Source organism: bacterium, assembly GCA_035419245.1.
Lineage (GTDB): Bacteria > Zhuqueibacterota > Zhuqueibacteria > Residuimicrobiales > Residuimicrobiaceae > JAKPUX01.
Genome location: DAOLSP010000013.1, coordinates 40,250 through 63,177, shown reverse-complemented (window position 1 = coordinate 63,177; position 22,928 = coordinate 40,250). Strand labels below are relative to the sequence as shown.

The window sequence follows — 22,928 nt, the reverse complement described above, 5'->3', positions numbered from 1 at the left end:
AATAAGCCTGCTCGAGGCAGGCTTTAAGTGTCAAGTCAGACCTCCTTAAAAAGTATAGGAGGCATTCAGCACCAGGCCGGCCAGCCGCTGCGCATACTCGAATTCGTCCGAAGCCTCATTCCCATAGAGGTCGCCACGATAACCGAGATTGAGCCCGAATCCACTCGGGAAGCGGTACCCCATGCCCAGCGTCAGGGCGAAAAGATGGGTATCGTCTTCAGTGTCCCACGAGGAGTAGCCGTTGGGATTGACATCGGTGGATTTGAGGTTATTCTCGGTTTTCAAGGTCCCGAGAAGATAGGCCATGGAGCCGTAGGCGTAGAGATTGGAACCGCCAAAAGGGACCACCAGCGAAACACCCGCCCCGTACATGGCGCCCGAGACCGTCGCATCATACTTGTCGTACCAGTCGATGTAATCCCCGGTGTCGACGCTATAGCCTGTCCAGTACCAGGAGTCGGCGGTTTGGTCTTCCTTGAGGTATTTTAGGCCTATAAAGGCGTTGCCGCTGAGGGAGGTGGTGCTGATGAGACGGTAACCCAGGGTGAAGTTAAGATCGGTCCGTTTGGCCTCCAGGCCTTGCCAGGCATATTCCTGATCATCGGCCTTGAGGGTACCGATGAGCATCGAGGCGCCGAAATTCCAGCGGCCGGAATTGACGGCCAGATAGGGTCCGAAATAAGAGCCATTGCCCAGTTCATAATCATCCATCCCGCTCTCGTTGCCGGTGTAAACCCAGGAATAGGCGGGCATCCACATCCCGGCACCGACCGTGTAGGTGGTCTTGGTCTGAGCCAAGCTGAGGCCTGCCGTCAAGAGCAGGAGCAGTCCGGCCACCAGTAGAAACGTTTGTTTCATACGACTCCCTCCTGTTGGTTTAAAAAACGGGGGGCGTATCGACCGCTTTCCCCTGATCGCCCTCTTTTTTTGGTTTCTCTTTCTTGCGGACCACCGGTTTTTCCGGCGTCGTCTCCACTATAGCAGCGGCCACGCGTACCTTGTCGCCCACCCTGAAGGGCAGCTTAACCATCCCGACCCGGGCCTCCGAATAGTCGGCCTTCACCGCTGTGAGCAGGAGTGTGCCGATTCTATCCTCCGCCTGGCCGATCACGGTGCCGCCCAGATCGGTGACGACATCGCCTAGCCGGACCACGCTGAGTTCCTGACCCTCGGCCACACCGTGATTTAGGCCAAGATCGACCAGAATCACCTCCCCTTTGATGCGGATCACGGAGCCCTCGACCTGTATCTTTTCGCTCATCTTGGCGACCAGATCATTGATCGCCTCGGTCAAACCCTCTTCCCCCCGTTTGCTGGTGGCATTCTGGGCCAGCTCGAGCGCTCCGGTCTTGACATTGACGAGGCGCGTATTGATGATATAGTTGTCACCCAGCCGGCTGACGCTGCCGATCAGGATCTTCTCCACATTGAGGATCTTGCCGATCTCGACCGCCTGGCTCATGTCGGTCACCCCGGTCATTTGCAGCTTTTGCTCGTCGAGTATCCGCAGAATAGCCTGGCGTTCGATCACCTTGAACCGCTGCGAATTGAAGAGTTCAGTGCTGAGGATATCCGACACCGCGTCGGCGGTCTCTTGGCCAACATTCTTGGCCTCGAGCGTGAGCACTGCAATAGTGGGTTTGGCTTGGGGGTGCAGCAGGTTGGGTTGGCAAACGATCCCGAGCAGCAGGAAGAGTGCAAAGGCCTTATTCATATCTACCCTCAAAGGCGCGTGAAAAGTCGCATGGTTAATAATTCAATGTACTCAGGGAAGCCCTATTTGTCAAGGCCTATTTTTATTAACAGGTCGCTCAGTGGCTGTATTCCGCCAAACGATCGCGGAGGAAAAGGCGGGCACGGTGCAGATTGGTTTTGACGGCGGCGAGCGAGAGGCCGAGCATTTCAGCGATCTCCTTGAGAGAGAATCCTTCGATATCCTTGAGAACAAAGACCGAGCGGAATTTTGCGGGCAACGCGGCGATCGCGGCCTCCATCGCCTGGCGCAGTTCCTGGTTCATGATGGCTTGAAGGGGATTGTTGCCGACGGAGCGATTGAAGGCTTCGAGCGCCTCCTGACTCACCCGGCTCTCGGCCTCATCCAGAGAGCCCCCCTCCTTTTTGCGCGAGCGCAGCCGCATCAGGGCATAGTTGGTGGCGATTCGGAAAATCCAGGTCGAGAGCGACGAGCCGCCCTTGAATTCAGGGAGCGCCTGAACAACCTTGAGGAAGGTCTCCTGCAAGACACATTCGGCCTCGACCGGATCGGTGAGCAGGCGCAGGGCCGTGTTGTAAACCATGCGCTCATTCTGTGTGACAATCCGGGTCATGGCTTCGTGGTCGCCGTTGACCGCCCGGGCCACCAGGGCGGTCTCGCTCTCTTGTGCCTGGTTCATGGTTTGCTCGCTGGGTTCCAAACGGATTCGCCCCGGGGGCGAGGATGGCTACAACTTAACCATTATCTTATAGAGTATCAAGAGTTTTATTGCAGGAAAACGCCGCCGGGAGGGTGTCCCGGCGGCGTCCAAGGGGGCAATCAGGGAAGAAAAGCCACCAGCCGCAAGGGCGGCGGCGCGGCGAGACTGCGGTTTAGCGCCGGCCCTCCTTTCCGGGCCGGATATCGTACTCCACCCGCACTTCGGCCGCCTTGCGCAGCATCGCCGAAACAGAGCAATACTTTTCATTAGAGAGGGCGATGGCGCGCTCGACCGCCTCGACAGGAATATTATCGCCATAAAAGATAAACCGGATATGGATCCGCGTAAAGATCCTGGGATGTTCCTCGGCGCGCTCCGCCTCGACCTGACATTCGTATTCCTGGAGAGTAACGCGCTTTTTAGCCAGGATCGAGAGCACATCCATCGAGGTACAGCCTCCGAGCGCTATCAACACCAACTCCATCGGACTGGCGCCAGCTTCGTTGCCGCCGCCAGCCAGGCTGGTATCCATGCTCACCCAATGGTCAGAATCGGCCTTGCCGGCTAGACTCAGCCCGGCGATCCGTTTGATAATGGCTTGCATCTCTCATCTCCCGCGTCACCGCAGCCGGCCTTAAAGTTTAAGCAGCGCCTTGATATCGCCTTCGAACACCGATTTGTCGCGATAGCCGGTATAGGATTTGTAGATCCGCCCCTGCTGGTCGATGACAAACGTCGTAGGGATACCGTCGATCGGACCATAGGCGTCAAGGAAGGCATCGGTTGAATAGGCGTTGGTGTAATTGATCTTGTTGGATTGGATGAAATCCAGCACCTTTTGCTTGCCTTCGCGTCCCAGAACGACGCCAAGCATCTCGAATCCCTTGCTCTTGTATTGGGAATAGAGTTCGATGAAATGGGGAATCTCCATACGGCACGGAGGACACCAGGTATCCCAGAAATCGACAATCACCACCTTGCCGCGGTAATCGGCCAGGGTGATTTTTTTCCCCTCGGTACTCATCAGTTCAAAGGCCGGGGCTTTTTTCAGGGATGTATTTTTATCCCTCTGCTGGGTGCATCCGGTTTGTACGCCAGCGCCCAGAATCAATGCCGCCAGGGCCAATACAATCTGCTTTTTCATCTCGCCTCCAATATCGGTTCGTGCTGTTTTTATCAACGGGTCGTTCGCTGAGAGAATTGATCAGGGCATGCAGCGTTCGCTGCCCGCCTTGTGTTTTATTTAGATGCCGCAATCATCCGAAAGTTTCATGCCGGGGCAGTGCGGAGCGGTTTTCGTACTATTTTCTTGTTTTTAAGACCCTGATTTAATAACTTTGCAGGGTTCAGTGCTGCTGTGAATAGTACTGCCCGGAGCTGCAGGGCCACTCCGGGCAGCAAGGTCAGAAGAAAGGAATCGATATGAGAACCGCTTGGATCCGGACGATGGCAACCACTGCCCTTTTGCTGGTCACCAGTGATAGTGGCGCGCAATCGACGCCGGTGCTGACCAGCCCGGCCGTACGCGAAGAGCTGACCCGGATTCTGCGCGAGATCGGTGACTGGGCTATTCAGGTCGGGCTGCGCACCGGTGAACTCAAGATCCAGGAAAAACGCCGGACTTCGATCTTTATCAACAGCAACCTCGCCCGCGTCCTGCTTGCGGGGTACCAGCTCCATGGCGGGGAGGCCTATCTTGAGGAGGCCCTGGCCTGGTTCGACCGCCTCGTCGCCCTGCAACAGGTGACGGTCTCCTCCAGGGGTGATTCGGTCGGCTGGTGGGGTGATTTTTCTCCTGCCGCAAACATCTATCTAGGCGATGCCGGGACCTCAGCCACGGCTCTGGCCGGTGCGGTCCGCTTCGCCACAGGGCCGCGGCGCCAGGCCTATCTTCAAGCCTTGCAGCGCTATGCCGCCTTTGTGCGTTTCGGCTGCGCGGACGACCCCCAGGGTCAAGGGCGTGGTGGTTCGCCCGGCTGGGTCATCACCGAAGGCCCGGATCGCGGGGCTCTCGGCACCGGTTACTACAAGGGCAAACTGGCAATCGCTCCTTACACCATCGCCACCTCCGTGACCGGATGCGGCTTTTTCTCGGCGCTCTACGGCCTCACCCGTGATCCTGACTATCTCGAAATTGCCGAGGCGGCCGGCACCTGGCTTCTCAAAAAAAGCGCCCCCGATGGACACATGCCCTATACCATCGAGGGCCGTCTCCATGAAGAGTGGCCGATCAATACCTTGAGCTACGTCAGCGACGGCCTTATTGGCCTCTACCGCCGTACCCCCCATGAGGCGATGCGCACGGCGATTGCCTCCTCGATCAACCGCAACGTCAACTGGCTTCTCAACCAGCAGAACGGGCAAGGCCTCTGGGGCAAGCTGCGCAGCGAGGACCAGCAGCGCAGCCAGGGAGCCGTCAATCTGATCGTCCTCTATTATAACGAAATCTCTCCCGAACCCATGGTGCTAGCGAGCCTCGAACGCAACTACCGGTTCTTCCTCACCCCCGGAAATTTGCAGCGATACGGGGTTTTCGAACTCTCGATCAGCACCGGATTCGTCGGCTTGAGTATCGCCGAAATGCTCGAGCCTGGCATCACCTATCGCATCGATTAGCCAGCGGCCGGGCGAGCTCCGAAGCCGGCTGCAGCGCCAACAACCGTCAGGATGGAACCATGGGCAAGGATAAAAAAGATTTCGTCATCGGCATCGATCTGGGTGGGACCAAAATCTATGCCGCGGTGATCGACCGCAAAGGGAAAATCCTTGGCAGCGAGCGAAAAAAAACCAAAGCGGAGCTCGGTTTCCATACGACTGTTGCCCGGATGGCCGTTTGCGCGCAGGCTGCTGCAACCGCCGCCGGCATCCCCTGGGAGGCGATCCGGGGCATCGGGGTGGGCTCCCCCGGCCCCCTCGACCTGAAGCAGGGCATGATCATTGAGACCCCCAACCTTGCCTGGAGAGAAGCACCGTTGCGTAAGGAGCTCAAAAAGCTGCTGAAAAAGCCGGTTTATGTCGATAACGATTGCAACGTTGGTTTGCTGGGTGAGTATACCTACGGCGCCGCACAAGGCGCGCGGGATGTGGTGGGCTTTTTTATCGGCACCGGGATCGGCGGAGGCATCATCATCGGGGGCAAGCTGTTGCACGGCTTCAACGAAAATGCCGGTGAACTGGGTCATGTCATCCTCGATCCCCAGGGCCCGGCCTGCGGCTGCGGCAACAAGGGCTGTCTGGAGGCCTTCGCCAGCCGTACAGCCATCGAACGGACGATCCGCGCCGCGATTGACGCCGGCACCCCCTCCGCTGTGCTGGAAGGCGCCGAAACGGGACCCATCCGCAGCCGGCGCCTGCTCGAAGCCTATATGGCAAACGACGCGGCCGTGGTCCCGGCCATCAACCGTTCCGCCGAATACCTCGGTTACGCCACCGCGGGCATGCTCAATATTTTCAATCCGGAGGTGGTGGTGATCGGCGGCGGTGTCGTCGAGGCTCTCGGCGACCTCTATGTCGATCGCGCGCGCGAAACAGCGGTGAAGAACTGCTTCAAGATCGCCTCCCGCAATGTGCGCATTACCCCCGCCGCCCTCAAGGACGACTCAGGCGTCCTCGGCGCTGCAGTCCTCGCCTGGTCTCATCTTCGTTAACCACCCGCCTCAGCATTTTTCGTTTCGGCCGAGCCGGGGCGGTGTGCATCCTGCACACCGCCCGGCACCTTTTACGCATCCGGGGGTCTTCGTCCCTACTCTCTATATTCCAACGCAGTAACCCCTCCCCGGCGAATCGACATACTTGTTGCAGTTGTGGTTTATTTTTAGTATCTTAGGTAGAGAATTTCTTGTGAGCACTCTTATGAATGCCAAAGACCAAAAGACCCAGGAATATACCCTTCAGCTGAACGAAATCTCCGAGACCCTGCAGAGCCTGGTCTGGAAGATGATCAACGAGCTGCGTGAATCGGAACAGCGCTACCGCTATATCGTCGAATTCGCGGCCGACGCCATCATCACCATGTCCAAAGATACACACGTTACTTCATGGAACAAGGGGGCAACCGCCATCTTCGGCTACAGCGAGGAAGAAGCGGTCGGTAAACCGATTGACACCCTCATTGCCAAGAACGGGGTCTCGCAGGAAGCTGCCCGTCTCTCTTCCCAGGTCCTCCAGGGCATCGTGCTGAAAAGTCTCGAGGCCATGCGCTACACCAAGGAGGGCGAACCCCGCCACGTCCTGATCTCCGCCGCTCCAATCACCAACGATGACGGCGAGGTTGAGGAGGTCTCGCTCATTTACAAGGATATCACTGAACTCAAGCAGGCCCACGAACAGCTGGTGCGCACCGAGAAACAAGCCACCTTGGGCATCATCGCCGGCAGCATTGGCCACGAGCTGAATAACCTCGTCGGCGGCCTGCTGCTCCACGCCCGCCTGCTCAAGGAGATGGCCGGCGAAAATGAAAAGATCCGTGAGATCGCCGACCTCTTTTGCACCAACCTGGAAAAGGTAGCCTTGCACGGCAAGAACCTCCTCTCCCTGAGCCGGCCGACCAAACCCCGCTTTGAGCCCATGGATCTCAACACCGTGATCAACGAAACCACCGACACCCTGATCCTCACCGGGTTGCTCAAACATTTCAAGGTGGACCGCCTGCTTTGCAACGAAAGCAGTTATGTGTATGGCGATCGCAACCTGCTCGAACAGTTGATCCGCAACCTCGAAATCAACGCGGCCCATGCCATGCAGCCCGGCGGCCGGCTCATCATCCAGACCCGGATGCTGAAGGATAAAACCTTCTGCGAGGTCACCATCGCCGACACCGGCTGCGGTATTCCCGCGGACGCCATGGAAAAAATCTTCCAGCCCTTCTATACCACCAAATCGGAAGGCCAGGGCACCGGTCTTGGGCTGCCCATCGTCAAGGATATCGTCGAAAAGCACAACGGGACGATACGTCTCGAGAGCGAGGTCGGCAAGGGGACCCGGGTCGTGATCACACTGCCCGTGGCCAACGATATCTCCTTCACCCAGGGCCTCAGCATCTGACCCCGGCTTCCCCCGCAGCGATCCGATTCAGCCTGCTTCCTAGCGCAGCACCACCATTTTATGGGCCGCGACTGCCGCGCCTGAGGAAAGTCGCGCCCAATATACGCCAGCGGCCACCGGCCGCTCCTGACTGTCGCGCGCATTCCAGGGCAGGAGATGCCTGCCCCGCGGGTAAAACCCCTCCGCCAGGGTTCTGACCCGACGGCCTCGCACGTCGAGAACCTCCAGCCGGATCGCTCCCGGCTGCGGCAGCGCAAAGACCACCTCCGTCGCTGGATTGAAGGGATTAGGATAATTACCCTCCAGTCCGAACTTCATCTCTCCTCTCTTCCCCGCATCCGCATCCTTTTGACTCTTCCCCGGCTTGACGCCGTCCGTCTGCTCCGGCACAGCCACTCCCAGAACCGCACAGATCGCCTCGGCGATCATGCGTTCTGCTGTCACGCTGGGATGGAGGCCATCCGGAACCAGATCGGTCAATTCCTTACCTTGCACATTGGCATAACTGATAAAGCGGCCGTAGAGATCCACCAGTTGCACCGCTTCGGCGACGGCCACCTCGCGCAAGGCAGCGTTGTACCGGCTTTGCACGGTATTTAGCCCGAAGGGATCTCCGGTATGGAAGGGAGAACCAGTGAGCGGCAGGCCATAGCGTGACACAGTGCTGTCGCCCCACGCAAGCGGCGGAGCGGTTACCAGGAGCGGGCGGATGCCCAACGCCTTGAGCTGCCGCACCATCGCAGTCATGTTGCAGACGAAACGGTCCAGCGGCACCTGCGGCGTCCATCCAGTCGGAGTCTGCCCGAATTGCACACGGGCGTCCTCGCCGCCAAACTGGAGGAGCACCAGATCAGGATGGAGCGCGAGCACCACCTCCTGGAAGCGTCGCAGCCCCGCATCGCTGGTAGTGCCAACAGCACCGCGGTTGAACACGGTGGCAGCCATCCCGATCCGGTCCAGATCCCCGGCGAGCCGCCCGGTATAGCCGGGCAGGATTTCGGCACCGAGCGGTTGCGGCGCGAGGGTGCCATCACCATAGACGACGATCCGGCAGGGTTGGACCGGCAGCGGCGTGAAGCGCTGCTCCAGCTCCTGCGGCATGAATCGGGTACTGACAATAAAGGGCTGCTCACCCTCCAGCCAGTGTCCATAGGTGGTGACGACCAACATACCCAAGGGCAAGCATTCGACACCGGGATAAGCGGTATCGGAACCACCGGTATTCTTCTTGAGTCGGATGCGATACTGCCCTTCGCGGCCATGGATGATATCCTCATAGGTCCCCAGCCAGCCCACCCAGTCGCCCCAGGTCGGACTGCCCTTAGCCATGTCGCGAAAGGATATGAACAGCCGGCCGTCTTTGGTGTATTGCGCGGTGTGGCGATCGCCGGTGAGGGCTGCCGGCAGCTCGATCAGCGGCGACCAACTCTCACCCTCATCATTGCTGGTGATGCAGAACGAGTTGAAGGCCCGGCTGTTCTCGCGCAACAGGACCAGCAGCTGGTTACCGTCCGGCGAGCGCACAATGCCCGGCTCGCAGGGATCCGCCCAGTCGCATTCGATCAGGGCCTCCGGATAGCTCCAGGTCAAGCCGCCGTCCGGCGAAAGGGTTTTATAGACCGTGAAGGTATCCCCGGCTTTGCCGCCGCCGGCGATAAAACGTCCGTCGTCATGAAAAAGCGCCATATAGCGGCCGTCACGGAGACGGATCGCTCCGCCCATGACGACGATTCCCCCCCAATCTCCCACCGGCTCCAGTTCGCTCCAGGTGACGCCGTTATCCGCAGACCAAGCGCGCCGCGCCGGATAGAGCCCCGAAAAGAGGATCAGGCGCTCAACTCCCTGCGGATCGGTCATCCGGAAGAGGGTCGGCACCTCCTTGGAGGTCGCCCAGCTCGGCGGCGTCGCGAGCGCGCGGCTCCAGGTCACGCCGCCGTCAAAACTGCGTTTGTAGACGATCATGCCACTGCCATGACCCTTGGGATAGACGGCCAATAGGGTGGTGCTGTCGGCGAGAAGGACGGTAGTGACATGTCCCAAATACTGACCGGGCTGTCGGTCGACCACCACCTGACGGTCGGGCTGGTCGAGATCCCGCATCGGGATTGTGAAAGCCTCGGCCTGGAGGTGTTTGGTATCGTTCTCATGAATGCGCACCCGGAGGTCGGGGAGCGGCGCGTGGTCGAAGAGAGGGTCTGCACTGGTGAGGAGATGCCGGATGGTGGCGCGCTTCAGCAGATCGCGATCGCTGTTGTCGAAGGCCGCCACCCGGATCGGCAGGGGAACCCCGGCTTCGGCGGGCGTCACCGTGAGCAGTAGGGGCGAAGCGGCGCTCTCGTTGACGCGCAGCCGCCGGGGATCGAAGTACAGTGCGAGCTGCACCGGGTGATCGGGAAGCAGACCCAACTCGACTGTATAGACATCGGCGGTGGAGCCCTCCTCCCACACTTCGGTAGTGCCGCCGGTCTCGACCCGGCGCACCACCTCGTCGTTGTCGATCACGAAAACCGTAAGGGTTTCCTCGAGGCTGTCAAAGCGGGCGTCGCTGCTGCGGCTCAGGCATTGAACAATCGAGCTGTGAAGCCATTCTTTCAGAGTGTCATCGACTGCGGACACGGTAACCATACGCGGTACCTGCCAATCGGCCGGTGAGATCTGAAGCGTGAGCGGCTGACCGGGGCCAGCGCCCAAATCAATATCCTCCGCCCGGCTCGCCCCGAATCCCGGCGTAAAGGTGATCGCCACCGGCGCTGCTGGCGTCTGCGAGAGGACAACCGTGAACGTATCGCTCTTCGCCCCCTTTTCGCACACCCGGGTCACGGAGCCGCTTTCGCTGATGAGCAGCAGGGACTGCGCCGGCGCATACGGCCCCGTGGGGTCCCAGCGAATATAGTCGATCTCGGCCGAGCCGGCCACGCGTCCGCTCAAAGAGCCCACGAGTAGAAAACTGGGCTGATTGACCATATAGTAAGGGAAACTGGTGGATCCGAGATAGCAGCCGTCCCGCCAGGCATGGACCGTACGGCTTCCCGGTCCCTCGGCGATGCGGAAGGTGTGAAAACCGTCGTCGTTGCGGCTGCTGTCGACGACCGCTCCGTCAAGGCAGAACTGGGTGCGGGCGGCATGAATTTGCAGGCCGCTGAGGACGCCGGGCTGCCCCGGCTCGTCATCGACGGCCATCGAGAGGGTGCCGCGCTGCCCGGTCTGCTCAAGGATGCGGAGGCGGACCTCGAGCGTCCAGCCCTTCTGATGGTCGAGCTCAGCCAAAAGCGCCGGCGTCAGGCGCCAATAGCGGTTCATCGTCACGTGGACGTCGATCACGCCGGGTTCAAAGGCCAGCCGCTCGGGCGCAAAATAGGGCGATTCCCACTCGCCGGGAGCTTCAGTGAGCGGATCGCCTGCGACGGCTTCGTAGCGATGCAAAAAGGCCGAGGAGGCACGCGGTGCGAAGTCGGGATCCTGAGCGGATGCTGCCGCCACAGCCGCTAGGCACAAGATTAGCCATTTTTGCATTACCCACCTCCATGTCAAGTTAGTTTTTTTTGTGATAAAAATTACTAAATATTCGCGAGAATACAAGTTTTTTTTTAATAGGAGGGGCGGATAGAGAGGAAAAGAGGAGGGCGAACGGGCGCCGGGGCTTGGGCGTTCTCCTGCAGATCCCGCCGCGCGGTGGACCAGGCTATTCAATCACCCGCATCTCTCGCCATGGCCCGTGCAGAAAGCGGCGGTAAAATAAAATTCCCAGTCCGACGACATAGAGGGTGACAAAGACCCAGAGAGCGTAGATGGAGGGCGGCAGCACATACCACCAGAGCAGCGAGGGCAGAACCATCACCAGCCAGGAGAGCCGGATGGTGGTGACCGCGACATATCGGGTATCCCCCGCCCCCTTGATCGCGGCCGAAAAGATCATGTTCATGGCATCGAAGAGACTGTAGAACGCTACGAAGCGCAACAAAATCACACTCACCCGGCTGATTTCAAGGAAATCAGCACTCCGGGCGTTGCGGAAAAAAGGCCACAGCAGCACCTGCGGCACCAACACATAGCCGACGCTCAGGCCTACGTAAAAAAGCATACAGATATGCAGAGCGGACCAGGTGTAGCGTTCCGCGAGAGCAGGGCGGCTGCTCCCCAACGCCTGTCCCACAAGGGCGCTGACCGCAGTCATCATCCCCAGCATCGGCGTGAAGGCAAGCGAGTTGATGTTGAAGGCCAGTGTGGTTGCGGCGAGCTCGGTTGTGCCGATCTTTCCAGCGATGACGAGAAAAATGGTAAAAGCCAGAACCTCAAGGAACACCTGCAGGCCGCTGGGTGCCCCGAAGCGCAGCAGCCGGCGGAAAAGCCCGGGGTCAAACCGCCAGCTGCGCCGCGTGCCGAAGGCCCGTGCATTGCGCGGCGAAAAGAAAATCAGCATGAAAACCAGGGTCGGGAAGATGCCGGCTGCAACCGTCGCCCAGGCGGCGCCGGCGATCCCGAGCGCCGGGAATCCCGCTTTGCCGAAGATCAGCAGATAGTCAAAGACGACATTGATCAGCGTGGCGGTAAAATTGACCCAGAAGATGGTCCAGGTCCGGCCGAGTCCGCTGAAAAAACTCGAGAGGGCATTGGAGATTACCACCGCGGGGGCGCCAAGGAGCAGAATGCGGAAATAGATGATCTCCATCTCCCGCACATCCGGCGCATGACCGAAAAGCCGGAAGAGGTCATCGGTGAGCGGCCATATCGCCAGGACCAGCAGCAGCGCAAAAAAACTGAAATAGATCCCCTGCCAGACCGAGCGGCCGATGCGCTCCGGCCGGCCGGCGCCATGATATTGCGCCACAAAGGTATTGACATAGCTGGCAATACCGATCATCAGGCTGAACAGGGTAAAATTGGCCATGCCGGAAGGGGAGGCTGCTGCCAGGGCGGCCGGCGAATACCAGGTCAGAAAGATCCGGTCGATGAAGGTCTGTAGACTCCAGGCCCCGGTGCTGAAAATCAGGGGCAGGGCGACCCGCATGACCTCCCGATACCCGCCTTCATCTTTCCAGCGCGCGGCGAATTGGCCGGCGAAGCGCATCAGGCCTCCCGCGCCCTGCGGCGGAGTTGATTGCGCAGGAGTTCGGGATCGGCGACGCGCAGCAGGAAAGTCAGAGCCACATAGAGGAAGCTGTAGGGAGCGAGGACGAAGAGGGCTGTAAGGACCGGATGCAGCGTTGGCAGCAGCAAGCGTAGACCCCACCCTGCAGCAGCGGCCAGTGCAGCGGCCAGCCAGAGTCGCAGGGTATAGCTGATGGGAAGGCCGGTGCGGCCGATGCGGCGGTTCAAATTGCGGCGCAGCAACAGGAACTCGACCCAGCCGGCAATCCCCGCCGAGATGGTCAAGCCTGCCACGCCCCAGCGCGTCTGGATCCCGAGCCAAGCGGGCAGGTGCAAGGCGAATAGATAACCCAGGGTCGCTGTAAGAAAAACGCGGACCATGGCAAAACGCAGGGGTGTTCGGGTGTCCCGCAGGGCATAGTAGGTGGAGGAGTAAAGCCGGCCCAGGGTTTGCGCCAGCAAACCGACGGTAGCGCCGGCGAGACAGCCCCAGACATAGACCACATCGCCGCGTCCGAAGCGCCCGGTCTGGTAGATGGCGGCGACGATGACATCCCCGAGGGTCAAGAAGGCCATGCCCGCGGCGATGATGAAATAGGCGATGCGGCGCAATCCGCTGTTAAGGCGCTTGTGGAGGAAAGCGGCGATCTCGCCTTCATCCCCGACGGCGCTGGACATTGCCGGCAGCTCCGCCGCCGAAACCGACATGCCGAAGAGGCTGACGGGCAGGAGATAGAGCGTCTGGGCGTAGCTGAAGGCGGCAAAGGCGCCGGTGGGCAGGAGGCTGGCCAGCAGCTCGTCGACATAGCTGCTGATCTGAATGACGCCGCGTCCAAAAAAGACCGGAAAAAAATTGTGCACGACGGTGCGCACCTCGGCCATGCGCAGATCGAGGCGAATGCGCAAGGGCCGCGCCAGCCGCAGGACCATCGGCAGCTGCAGAAATAATTGGGCTCCGCTGCCGGCCACCGAGGCCCAGGCGATGAGTTCCGCCAGCGGGAACTGCTCCCGTCGCGGTCCCCAGATCAGCAGCGCGGCGATCATCACGGCATTCCAGCCGATCGGCGCGGCATAGGAGAGGAAAAATCGCCGGTGACTGTTGAGGATGCCGAGACACCAGGAGGAGAGGACCAGGATGCCCGCGCCGGGGAAGAGGATGCGCACCAGCTGGATGGTCAGTTCGCGCTTGGCGCCTGTGAATCCCGGGGCGATCACCGCGATCAGCCAGGGCGTGATGAGGATGCCCAGCAGCACGCACAGAGAGACCACGATGGCCAGGAGGGCAGCGATGGCGCCCGCCACACGGCCGGCCTCCTCCTCTTTTTGCTCCGCCAGTAGCCGGGCATAGACCGGGATGAAGGAGGCCGAGAGGGTGCCTTCGCCAAAAAGATTCTGGAGAAAATTGGGTATACGGAAGGCCGCCTTGAAGGCGTCGGCGGCCGCCGAGCTGCCGAAAAAATGGGCGAAGACGCGATCCCGGATCAGCCCGGCGATGCGGCTCAGAAAAACCCCCGTTGCGACGAGGATGGCGCCACCGCCGGAGCGGGGTGCACGGGGCCGGGCAGCTGCACCGCCGGATATGTCGGTTTCGATTTGTGCCACTTACTTCCCTGTGGAGAACCGGAATTCAGACAAGAGGTACGGAGGCTCGGAAAAGCAGCGCCCCGGTGGAGCTTCTAAGATGCCATGGCGCGTTGGCCGCTGCCAGCAGAATCCCGCCGCGCTCCAGCGGTTGCTCATCCCCTCCTGCTGCCACGGTGGCTCTTCCCTCCACCACGATCAGGATATCCGGGCCGTGCGATGTCGCACTCCGGTATTCGGTGCCCTCTGTCACGGCGATCCGCGAGAGCTGAAAATCCTCCACCGGGGTGCGATAAATCAGTTCACCGGGGGCCGGGGATACCACGTCAAGCAGCTCCGGTTGGCCGCCGAGGAAACGGATGGTTTTCAGGAGTTCCGACACATCCACATGTTTAGGTGTTAACCCGCCGCGCAGGACGTTGTCCGAGTTCGCCATCAGCTCAACCGTCACCCCCTCCAGATAGGCGTGCGGTACCCCCGCCCCCTGAAAGGTCCCCTGCCCCGGCTGCAGCTCAAGCAGATTAAGCAGATAGATCGAGAACAGGCCGCGATCGATCCCGCCGCCCGGCAGGGGAAAGGCGCGCGCCGCCTTGACCGCCCAGTAATCGGGATGGTTCTTCTTAAGGAGACCACGATCGAAGAGCGGCTCGATCCTGGCAAGCAGACTGCCGAGCACGCGGTCGACCTCGGGCTGCGGCAGCGTCATGAGATGCTCATAGAGCCGGCGCAGCAGCTGCTCCTGGCCGGCTGGATCCGCGTCGGCCTCGAGTAACGCAAGGGGGAACCAGGGGGAGATTCCGGCGAAGGCGGGGATGCCGGTCAGGAGATCAGCGATCTCATCCAGCGGTCGGAAGCCGTGCAGCATCCAGAAGGGGGTCAGCGCGACATGAACCTCGGGCTTGTGATTGCTGTCGCGATAATTGCGCTGCGGCGCATCCTGAGGTACGCCGGCGGCCTCCTCGGCAGCGAATCCCGCCACCGCCTGCTGCCGCGAGGGATGCACCTGGATCGAGAGCATCTCGCGCGCATCAAGGATCTTGAAGAGAAAGGGAAGTTCGGCGCCAAAACGAGCATGAACTGCGGCGCCCAGGATCGCTTCGGGATTGCGGCGCACCAGTTCGTCAAGTCCCATGCGACCGCCGTGGACCTGGACCTCGCTGGGGGCCTGGGGGTGCGTCCCCATCCAGAGCTCGGCAAACGGCTTGCGCGCGGGATTGGGCACGCCGAGGAGCCCGGGGATATAGTCGTAGCCGCCCCAGGGATAGTGCTGCACACGGCCGTGCAGCCGGTAGAGGGTCGAGGCGGCGTTCAAGCGGCGCAGGCCTTGAGAATGGCGGTGATCTCCTGAGCGCCCAGATCACGGTGCTCCCCGATCCTACCGTCGCGCGCTTCGATGCGTGGTCCAATAGCCGCAAGCCCCGCAGCATCGTCGATGCCATATTCTGCAAGGCGGGTTTTCACGCCCAGCGAGCGGAAAAATTCCTCGGTCCGGGCGATTGCCTGCTCCGCTCTCTCTGTGGCGCTGCCGCCGTTGATCCCCCAAATCCGCTCACCGAACTGGAGCAGCTTGGTCTGTTTCTGCTGGTGTTGATGCCGCAGCAACGCCGGGAGGACGACCGCCAGAGTCTGAGCATGATCGAGACCGTACGCCGCGGTGATCTCGTGACCGATGGTATGGGTGGCCCAGTCCTGCGGGACACCGCAGCCGATCAGGCCGTTGAGGGCCTGGGTGGCCGCCCACATCAGGGTGGCCCGGTTGTCGTAGTCTGCCGGATGGGCCAGCAGGTGCGGTCCGACTTCGACCAGGGTCATCAGGATCGCTTCGGCCTGGCGGTCCTGCAGGGGTGCTGCCACCGGCCAGGTCATGTACTGTTCGCAGACGTGCACAAAGGCATCGACCACACCGTTGGCGGTCTGTCGCGGCGGCAGGCTCATGGTAGTTTCGGGATCAAGGATCGAGAAGAGGGGATAGAGCAGCGGAGAGCTGAAAGCGCGCTTTTCGCGGGTCGATTCGCGCGAAACCACCGCATTGCTGTTCATCTCCGAGCCTGTGGCGGGGAGTGTGAGGACGCAGCCCAGGGGGAGTGCAGCAGCCACGGGTGCACGGCGACTCAGGATCTCCCAGGGATCCGCGCCGGCGAAGGGAACGGCCGCGGCAATAAATTTGGTGCCGTCCAGTACAGAGCCGCCACCGGTGGAGAGAAGGAAGTCAATCTTTTCGCGGCGTGCGATCTCCACCGCGCGCATCAGGGTCTCATAGCGCGGATTGGCTTCGATCCCGCCGAATTCGATCACCGCATGGCCCCTCAATCCCTGCACCACCTGATCGTAAACACCATTGCGTTTTATGGAGCCGCCGCCATAGGTTAAAAGAATTTTGGCGCCTGCGGGAATATGCTCTTGTAGCCTGGCGATGCTGCCCTTGCCGAAAATCACACGCACCGGATTGCGGTAGGTAAAATTGTACATGATTTCTCCTGGAGGCAAGACAAATAAAAAAATGCGACGCAGCGATGTCATGCGTCGCACGACCTGATTAAACGATGAGGGGGAAATGCCGGGCGGTCATTGCAGTTTGATCATCTTCCGAACCAGGCGCATCTCGGGTGAAGAGAGGATGTACATATAGACGCCGGAGCCTGTCAAGAGCCCCTGGTCATCGCGACCATCCCAGTTCCTGTGATAATAGCCGGCTTGCGCCTCCTCCTCTACCAGCTTACGGATCCGCCGCCCGAGCAGGTCGTAGATGGTAAGATCGACAATCCCCTTGCTGCCGGCGGGAATCTGGTAGGTGATGGTCGTCGCCGGGTTGAAGGGATTGGGGAAATTCTGCGCCAGCGCCCAGAAGGCCGGAGCCGCAAAGGTGATCACGACGGGATCGGACCAGCTAAAACTGCCGTTAAGATCGATCTGTCTGAGACGGTATTCGATGCGGCCGGGCTTGGCGTCGGCATCGCTGTATCGGTAGTTCTGAGCGATGTTGGTGGTTCCGTGGCCCTTGACGAAGGCGATCTGCCGCCATTCCGCTTCTTGCTCGAGCCGGCGTTCCAGCGCAAAACCATAATTACTGCTTTCGCTGGCTGTGCGCCACATCAGTTCGATCCGCTGTTCCTGCACGGCCGCTTTAAAGGCGGTGAGTTCGACCGGCGTGGTGACGCTGGTGACCATGGCGATGGAGGGCGCAAAGTTGTTGGCTTCGTCATAGGCATTGACGGCAAAATAGTACTGGCGTTCCGGTACCAGACCTTTGATCGTGAAAAACTCCTTCGCTGAAGGGGCACGTGGAGTCGGCGCCGGCTCGATCAGTTTGGCGGCGTCCCACCACGACCAGTCCCGGTTGCCGGTCGGGGTATTCTCGCTGTATCGGATCTCGTACCGGGTTGCCGCGCGCACCCGGGTGCAATCGTCGCCCACTGCGGTCCAGGTGAGGGTGATCGAGGAATCCGCCCGGCTGGCAATCTGCAGGTCGCGGATGGTGCCGGGAGGTATGATGTCAAACATCTGTTTGGTCGCCGAAATCTTAAGCGGCGTCTTGTAGGTTTCAAACAGGGCCGCCAGACCATTGTAATCGTAGACACGTGGCAGGACATATTGGCGCAAAGTCAGGACAAGAGGGATCGTACTGGGCAGGCCGGTGCTCTGTTCGAGCTGGATGCCATTTAAGCCATTGACTGAGGGGGTATCCTCCGCATCTCCATCATTGTAACGGATATATTGTGCCTTGAGGGGAACCGAACCGCGCAGGTCTGCAATAGTGAAAAGCGTGGCATTTTTCACCGGGCTGTCAGCCCCCACGGTGTCGGCCACCAACCCCCACCAATGTTTTGCAGGCCACTCCCCGGGGACTAAATCTGAAACCGGGCCATAGGTTCCGGTATCGGATTTGCCATCAATTTTGAGTCCTTTCAGCCGCGCGTCCTGTGTTGCCAGGCGTGGGGTGTAGTAGCGCATCCCCATGCCATTACTGTTGAGGGTGGAGCAGAGCAGGATCTTGGAGTTTTTCAAGGTAACCCCATATTTCTCCATCCCGGTCAACGATTTACTGAGATCGATCACAATGCTGTCGAAAGGCATTTCGTAAAAATCGGGATAAAACTTGTAACCTATCGGAAGCAAAATGGTCTGATTGAAATTGAACTCGAAGACTCCGGAGATCTTGCCATAGCCCGAGAGGACCACTTTCAGGTAATTGGTACGAATGACGCGGATGGGCCCCACCAATTGGTCAAAATGGCTGTGCCCGGCATCAATATCAATCTCGCCGATCTTGCCGCCGAGTGCGGTTTTGAGATCATATTTTTTATTGCGCCACTGTTCGCGGATATAGAGCGTCAGCTCTTGGGTCGCGCTGTGATCGGCAGTCGTCTGGATCCGCAGACGCTGCTCATCAAAGAGATCGAGTCCGTCACCTCCCGCCTTGACGGGAATCACCAGATCGGTCAGCAACCCGCCTGCCTTGATGGTATCCTGGCCGGCTTCGTATGTGGGAGCGTAGACCGTCTCGTTGGTATAATTCATGTAAGAGACGCTGCTCCTGGGCAGATCGGGTGAATAGTAGAGATAGAGATAGCCCGTGGTACCGCTGGCGGGATTCTGAACAGCAATTTCGTAGCGCGGGTTTTGTACAGCCGTCGCCTCTTCGTTCCATACCCTCTCCCCTGCCCGATCGCCCAAATCCCTGGCCATGAAGATCAGTTCATCCTTGGGATCGAGGATGGTGTTGGAGATGCCATAGTAGCTGCCGTTGACATCCTCGTCAACCTGGAAGGGCACGGGATGCCAGCTGATCTCCCCGGCATCAAAGGCATAGACACGGAAGGCGATGATGTCTTTGCCCAGCAGAGAGGGCAGATCCTGTCCTTTGAGGATCACCGGATCGAGGTTGCGGCCGATGTCCGCCGCGAATAAAAGAGTGCCCCAGAGAGTAAGAACCATTCCCATCCAGGGCACTCGTTTCATGCACCATCTCTCACATACAGATGGCATACTGCATCCTTTCAACGGATCGCCAACAGGGCCTGCTATTTGAATGCCGTGACAGCCTCTTCCACGCTATCAAAGGTATCAAATATCGTGACCAGCTTGGTGATCACAAAAAGATTTTCGACATTCTCGGTGATACGGGCCAGTTTCAGATCGCCGCCGGCATTACGGAGCGAACTCATCGCGCCGATCAGCGCACCCAGTCCGGTGCTGTTCATCCAGGTCACTTTATTGACATCGGCGACCACCTTTTTGGCGCCCTGACCGATCAGCTGTTTGACCTTATCATGAATTTCAACCGTCTCGGGACCTCCCATCAGTTTGCCCTTGAGTTCGAGAACTGCGACATCTCCGTGCATGACTTCACTTAACGCCATAACGACCTCCTGTTGATATCAATCGGATGTGGGCATATTCTTTTTTTAAAATAGGGCTTTTTACCAAAGAATGCAACGCTATTTTACATCGAGCAGCAAGTTTTGCGCCTTCTGGTTGCCCGGATTGATCCGTAGCGCTTCCTGCAGGCATTTGCGCCCCCCCTCCTCCCAGCCGCTATTCAGGCAAAACTTGGCCGCCAGAAGATAGGCCTTGTCAATCTGCCGGCCGTGCATCCGCCGGAGCAAGGTATCCAGATCCTCACCGAAGACAAAACGGATGTAATGCTCATTGGTGATCATGTAATTAAGAAGAACCTCATTATCGCGATAGTCATGAAGCAGCTTGGTGATGATCGCCAGCCCCTGCTGGAAAAGAGCCCGAATCTTGTCAATATAGGAATTCATATTGGCGCGGGTTGCGCTGCCATCCGAGCTCGCGTCGGAATAGTGCTCCAGGATGTAGGCCTGCTCGCGCAAAACCATGGCTTTATGGAAAAGGAGACCAACATTGTTGATAAGCTCCACTTCAAGGCTGTTGGGCTGTACCTTTTCATAATCATTCCCGGCACCCTGCTTGCCCGGCCAGCTGCGCTGAAAAAGGAGGTGCATATCCTGCTTGATGACATAGAGCACATTGGAAAGCTTCAGAATACGGTCAAACTCGACATCGTGTCCGGATTGCACTTCGCGATCGATATTGGCAAAAGTGTTCTTGGCACGGAAATAAGTGACCAGAATTTTCTTGATCATCCATTGCTTGTTGATGGCCAGGAATGGCCGTATCTTTTCTGCCATAGCCCCTCCCATTTGGCGGGTTATGTATTAACAACACCGGATGGCCTTGAAATCATTCCCACCGTAAAATCAGGGACAGACGGCCTCGCTGGCTGCGCTGAGCAGCAGGCCGTTGAAGAGCGCCTTGAAAGTGGCGCGGGTTTCGGCACGGAACTGGGGACGGAAACCCACCAGTTCGACATGCCCCTCTCCCCGGGGCACCCACGCCAATGCCGCCCGGCCGATAAGCAGTCCCTCACCCCGGGCAAACCCATCCTGCAACAGACGCTCGTTGGGGTAGACCAGCACGGCTTCACCGCTTTCCACCACAAAAGCAGGACTAAAATGATTAAAGATATTCAGATCGGTCGGCAGGCCGTACCCCAGCGGATGTCCCCCTTGAAAGGTCGCACGCAGGAACGCACCCGGCACAAAAAGCTCCTGTTGACTTAGACTGGCCGTGACATCCCGCACCGGGAGATCCCACCTCAGCGGCACACCGCACGCCTGATTAAGCGCGATCAGGGTGCCACCACTCTCCACGAACCGGCGCAGTTCCTGATTTCCGGAGGCGCCAATTCCCCCGCCGAACAGCTCGGGCATTTGTCCTGGCTGCGCACCCTCGAGGATATCGGCCGCCGGCTGAGAGGGCAGGATGATCACATCATACTGCCGGCGCAAATCACCGCGCTGCACGGTCGGATTGATGATGCGGTCATAGTGAAATTCATTGGTTTCCAGGACGTAGCGAGTCCAACCCTCATCGCTCTCGGCCAGATAGCTGGTGTACAGACCGATGCGCGGCGTCCGCAGCCGCCAGGCCGGTTGTGGCGCGCGCAGCTTGCCGGCCGTAAAGGTGACATGATAGATGCGCGAGAGGTCCTGCAGCAATTTGAGCGAATCCGTCACGATCCAGCAACTGCCCACAGGCCAGACCTCCCTAGCGGTGCGCTGCAGCTCCTTGAGCCAGAAAACCGGAACCCCTGCTGCAAGCAGGCGGTTTACCACCCGATTGGCGGCCTGGGTGCGATAATCGAGAAAAAAACCGGTGTGTTCCGGCAGGTCGTTCACCCCCGAGACCGGAAAGGGAAGCCTGCCCACCTTTTCGAAATCGCCCAGAATCTCGCCGCGTCCTTCGAGCACTTTGACGCCAAAGGCATAGGCAAGGTTGTAACTGCTGACATCGTAAGGCGTTTCGGTGCCGGACCGATTGACATAGAGCCGCGTCTGCAGCAGGGTGCGCACATAAGCACCATTGGGCTGATCGGTCGGAATCAGGTAACTCTCCTCCGGGTAAAGGGTGCCGGCGACCGCCACCTTGCTACGCGCCTGATACACTTCCACCTGCCCTGTCTGCAGCAGCGAGAGCAGATCATACTGCGCATGCGCATCAAATGGGCGCGGCGGTAGGATGAAGACTTCACGATCATCTCCGGGCAGGACGGCATCGCTCTGAACCTTCCAGCTCCGTTCCAACCAGCCTTCGCGGTCGCGAGCAGCTAGGCTGAGGAGAGCCCTGCTGGCTTGCTCCGCGTATTCAACGATATGACCGAGCCGCCAGACCCCTCCCTTCCAGGGAAGCGGCTGCTGCCAGGAACGCCGGAGCGGGGCAATTTCACTGTCACCCGCTAGATCGCTGGGCGTGAGGGTCAACGGCGTGGCGAGCCGAGCGGAAGCGATCTCGCCGAGCAGCCGGATGCCGCCGTGGTAATAGACATAGGCGCGGCTCGAGGCAAAGGCATCGAAGTAAAACGCATGTGCGACGCCTGCCATCCCCGCTGCGGTCATCTCCGCCGCTATTGCGGTGCCCAGGGCGTTGGTCTGCGCCTGGAGGAGCGGCGAAATGTTGTCATCGGAGGGATCACGGTAGGGCGGTAGAAACATCCGCGGGCCGGTGTATCCCATCTGGTGCAGATCGAAAACCACGTGAGGGTGCCAGACGCTATAGACCTTCTCGACCGTCAGCCGCGTCTCTTTCTGGCTGAGTACCACCCAATCGCGGTTGATGTCATGCCCCGCGTAGGGATGGTCCAGGAAGGGGACAGGCCCGCCGGCGAAAGGCGTATCCCGGTACTTTTTATACCACTCGACGACGGCATCGAGTCCGTCCGGGTTGTGCGTCGGGATGAGCAGGAGAATGACGCGGTCGAGGATGGTGCGCGTCTCCTCCGAGTTATCCGAAACCAGATGGTAAGCCAGATTCATGGACATTTGCGCCGGACCAATCTCGATGGGATGGATCGAGCAGGCGATGCAAACAACGGCGCGGGCATCGCGCATCAGCCGGCGCGCCTGGGCCGGAACCATCTCCCGCGGATCGGCCAGCTGCGCTTGCAACTGGATCAAGGTCTCCTGATTCGCCAGATTCTCGGGTGAGGAGATCACCGCCATCCAGAAGGTCCGGCCTTGCGTGGTCTGCCCCAGGCGCTGCACTTGCAGGCGAGGACTCTGGCGATCCAACAGCCGGAAATAGGCCAGAATGGTACCGGCATCCGCCAGGCGGAAATCCTCTCCCGGTGTGAAACCGAGAAAGCCGGCGGGCGAGGTGATAGCTGGTGGCGTCTGCGCCGGCAGGCCTACGGCCAGCATCAGCGCGCAGCCCATCAGCAAAAAACCTCGCGTCCTTTTATCCCCGCACCGGGCTGTCATGGACTCTACCTTATCCGAT

At 59.6% G+C, this 22,928-nt stretch carries 17 protein-coding genes; 3 read left to right on the top strand and 14 right to left on the bottom strand.

Going from position 1 to position 22,928, the window contains the following annotated elements:
• Positions 1 to 45: 45 nt before the first annotated feature.
• The 5 genes from PLH32_13805 to PLH32_13785 all read right to left on the bottom strand — a co-directional run bounded on the left by PLH32_13805 (position 46) and on the right by PLH32_13785 (position 3,558).
• A complete protein-coding gene (locus PLH32_13805; GenBank protein HQJ65682.1) occupies positions 46 to 858 on the bottom strand; it encodes a hypothetical protein in 813 nt (270 codons plus the stop codon).
• 19 nt (positions 859 to 877) lie between these two features.
• Positions 878 to 1,714 carry a CsgG/HfaB family protein gene (locus PLH32_13800; GenBank protein ID HQJ65681.1) on the bottom strand — a complete coding sequence of 279 codons (837 nt, stop codon included), beginning with the start codon at positions 1,712 to 1,714 and terminating at the stop codon, positions 878 to 880.
• 97 nt (positions 1,715 to 1,811) lie between these two features.
• Positions 1,812 to 2,393 carry a sigma-70 family RNA polymerase sigma factor gene (locus tag PLH32_13795; protein ID HQJ65680.1) on the bottom strand — a complete coding sequence of 194 codons (582 nt, stop codon included), beginning with the start codon at positions 2,391 to 2,393 and terminating at the stop codon, positions 1,812 to 1,814.
• A 193-nt stretch (positions 2,394 to 2,586) separates the two neighbouring features.
• A complete protein-coding gene (locus PLH32_13790; GenBank protein HQJ65679.1) occupies positions 2,587 to 3,018 on the bottom strand; it encodes an OsmC family protein in 432 nt (143 codons plus the stop codon).
• A 30-nt stretch (positions 3,019 to 3,048) separates the two neighbouring features.
• Positions 3,049 to 3,558, bottom strand: a complete 510-nt coding sequence (locus PLH32_13785) for a TlpA disulfide reductase family protein (protein ID HQJ65678.1) — start codon at positions 3,556 to 3,558, stop codon at positions 3,049 to 3,051.
• Between the two features lie 278 nt (positions 3,559 to 3,836).
• Here PLH32_13785 and PLH32_13780 point away from each other — a divergent pair, with 278 nt between their 5' ends.
• The 3 genes from PLH32_13780 to PLH32_13770 all read left to right on the top strand — a co-directional run bounded on the left by PLH32_13780 (position 3,837) and on the right by PLH32_13770 (position 7,457).
• On the top strand, positions 3,837 to 5,030 hold the full coding sequence (locus PLH32_13780) for a hypothetical protein (GenBank protein HQJ65677.1): 1,194 nt from the start codon (positions 3,837 to 3,839) through the stop codon (positions 5,028 to 5,030).
• A 59-nt stretch (positions 5,031 to 5,089) separates the two neighbouring features.
• A complete protein-coding gene (locus PLH32_13775) occupies positions 5,090 to 6,061 on the top strand; it encodes an ROK family protein (protein ID HQJ65676.1) in 972 nt (323 codons plus the stop codon).
• Positions 6,062 to 6,266: 205 nt separating this feature from the next.
• Positions 6,267 to 7,457 (top strand): ATP-binding protein, encoded by a 1,191-nt coding sequence (locus PLH32_13770; GenBank protein ID HQJ65675.1) that lies wholly within the window; start codon positions 6,267 to 6,269, stop codon positions 7,455 to 7,457.
• A 39-nt stretch (positions 7,458 to 7,496) separates the two neighbouring features.
• On the opposite strand, the gene PLH32_13765 is transcribed toward PLH32_13770, so the two are convergent.
• From PLH32_13765 to PLH32_13725, 9 genes are all read right to left on the bottom strand, one after another.
• Complete coding sequence (locus tag PLH32_13765) at positions 7,497 to 10,970, bottom strand: GDSL-type esterase/lipase family protein (protein HQJ65674.1); 3,474 nt, start codon at positions 10,968 to 10,970, stop codon at positions 7,497 to 7,499.
• A 169-nt stretch (positions 10,971 to 11,139) separates the two neighbouring features.
• Positions 11,140 to 12,525 carry an MATE family efflux transporter gene (locus PLH32_13760; protein ID HQJ65673.1) on the bottom strand — a complete coding sequence of 462 codons (1,386 nt, stop codon included), beginning with the start codon at positions 12,523 to 12,525 and terminating at the stop codon, positions 11,140 to 11,142.
• Positions 12,525 to 14,147 carry a murein biosynthesis integral membrane protein MurJ gene (gene murJ, locus PLH32_13755; protein HQJ65672.1) on the bottom strand — a complete coding sequence of 541 codons (1,623 nt, stop codon included), beginning with the start codon at positions 14,145 to 14,147 and terminating at the stop codon, positions 12,525 to 12,527. The genes PLH32_13760 and murJ overlap by 1 nt, the downstream gene beginning before the upstream one ends.
• A gap of 25 nt (positions 14,148 to 14,172) precedes the next feature.
• On the bottom strand, positions 14,173 to 15,438 hold the full coding sequence (gene manA, locus PLH32_13750) for a mannose-6-phosphate isomerase, class I (GenBank protein ID HQJ65671.1): 1,266 nt from the start codon (positions 15,436 to 15,438) through the stop codon (positions 14,173 to 14,175).
• Positions 15,435 to 16,595, bottom strand: coding sequence for an iron-containing alcohol dehydrogenase (locus PLH32_13745; protein ID HQJ65670.1), 1,161 nt, complete (start codon positions 16,593 to 16,595; stop codon positions 15,435 to 15,437). The genes manA and PLH32_13745 overlap by 4 nt, the downstream gene beginning before the upstream one ends.
• A 96-nt stretch (positions 16,596 to 16,691) precedes the next feature.
• Positions 16,692 to 19,085 (bottom strand): T9SS type A sorting domain-containing protein, encoded by a 2,394-nt coding sequence (locus tag PLH32_13740; GenBank protein ID HQJ65669.1) that lies wholly within the window; start codon positions 19,083 to 19,085, stop codon positions 16,692 to 16,694.
• A 62-nt stretch (positions 19,086 to 19,147) separates the two neighbouring features.
• Positions 19,148 to 19,486: an STAS domain-containing protein gene (locus PLH32_13735; GenBank protein HQJ65668.1), complete on the bottom strand. Its 339-nt coding sequence runs from the start codon at positions 19,484 to 19,486 to the stop codon at positions 19,148 to 19,150.
• Between the two features lie 78 nt (positions 19,487 to 19,564).
• On the bottom strand, positions 19,565 to 20,281 hold the full coding sequence (locus PLH32_13730; GenBank protein ID HQJ65667.1) for a hypothetical protein: 717 nt from the start codon (positions 20,279 to 20,281) through the stop codon (positions 19,565 to 19,567).
• A gap of 69 nt (positions 20,282 to 20,350) precedes the next feature.
• The gene (locus PLH32_13725; protein HQJ65666.1) at positions 20,351 to 22,909 is read right to left on the bottom strand and encodes a M14 family zinc carboxypeptidase; all 2,559 of its coding nucleotides are present in this window, start codon (positions 22,907 to 22,909) and stop codon (positions 20,351 to 20,353) included.
• Between the last annotated feature and the right edge of the window lie 19 nt (positions 22,910 to 22,928).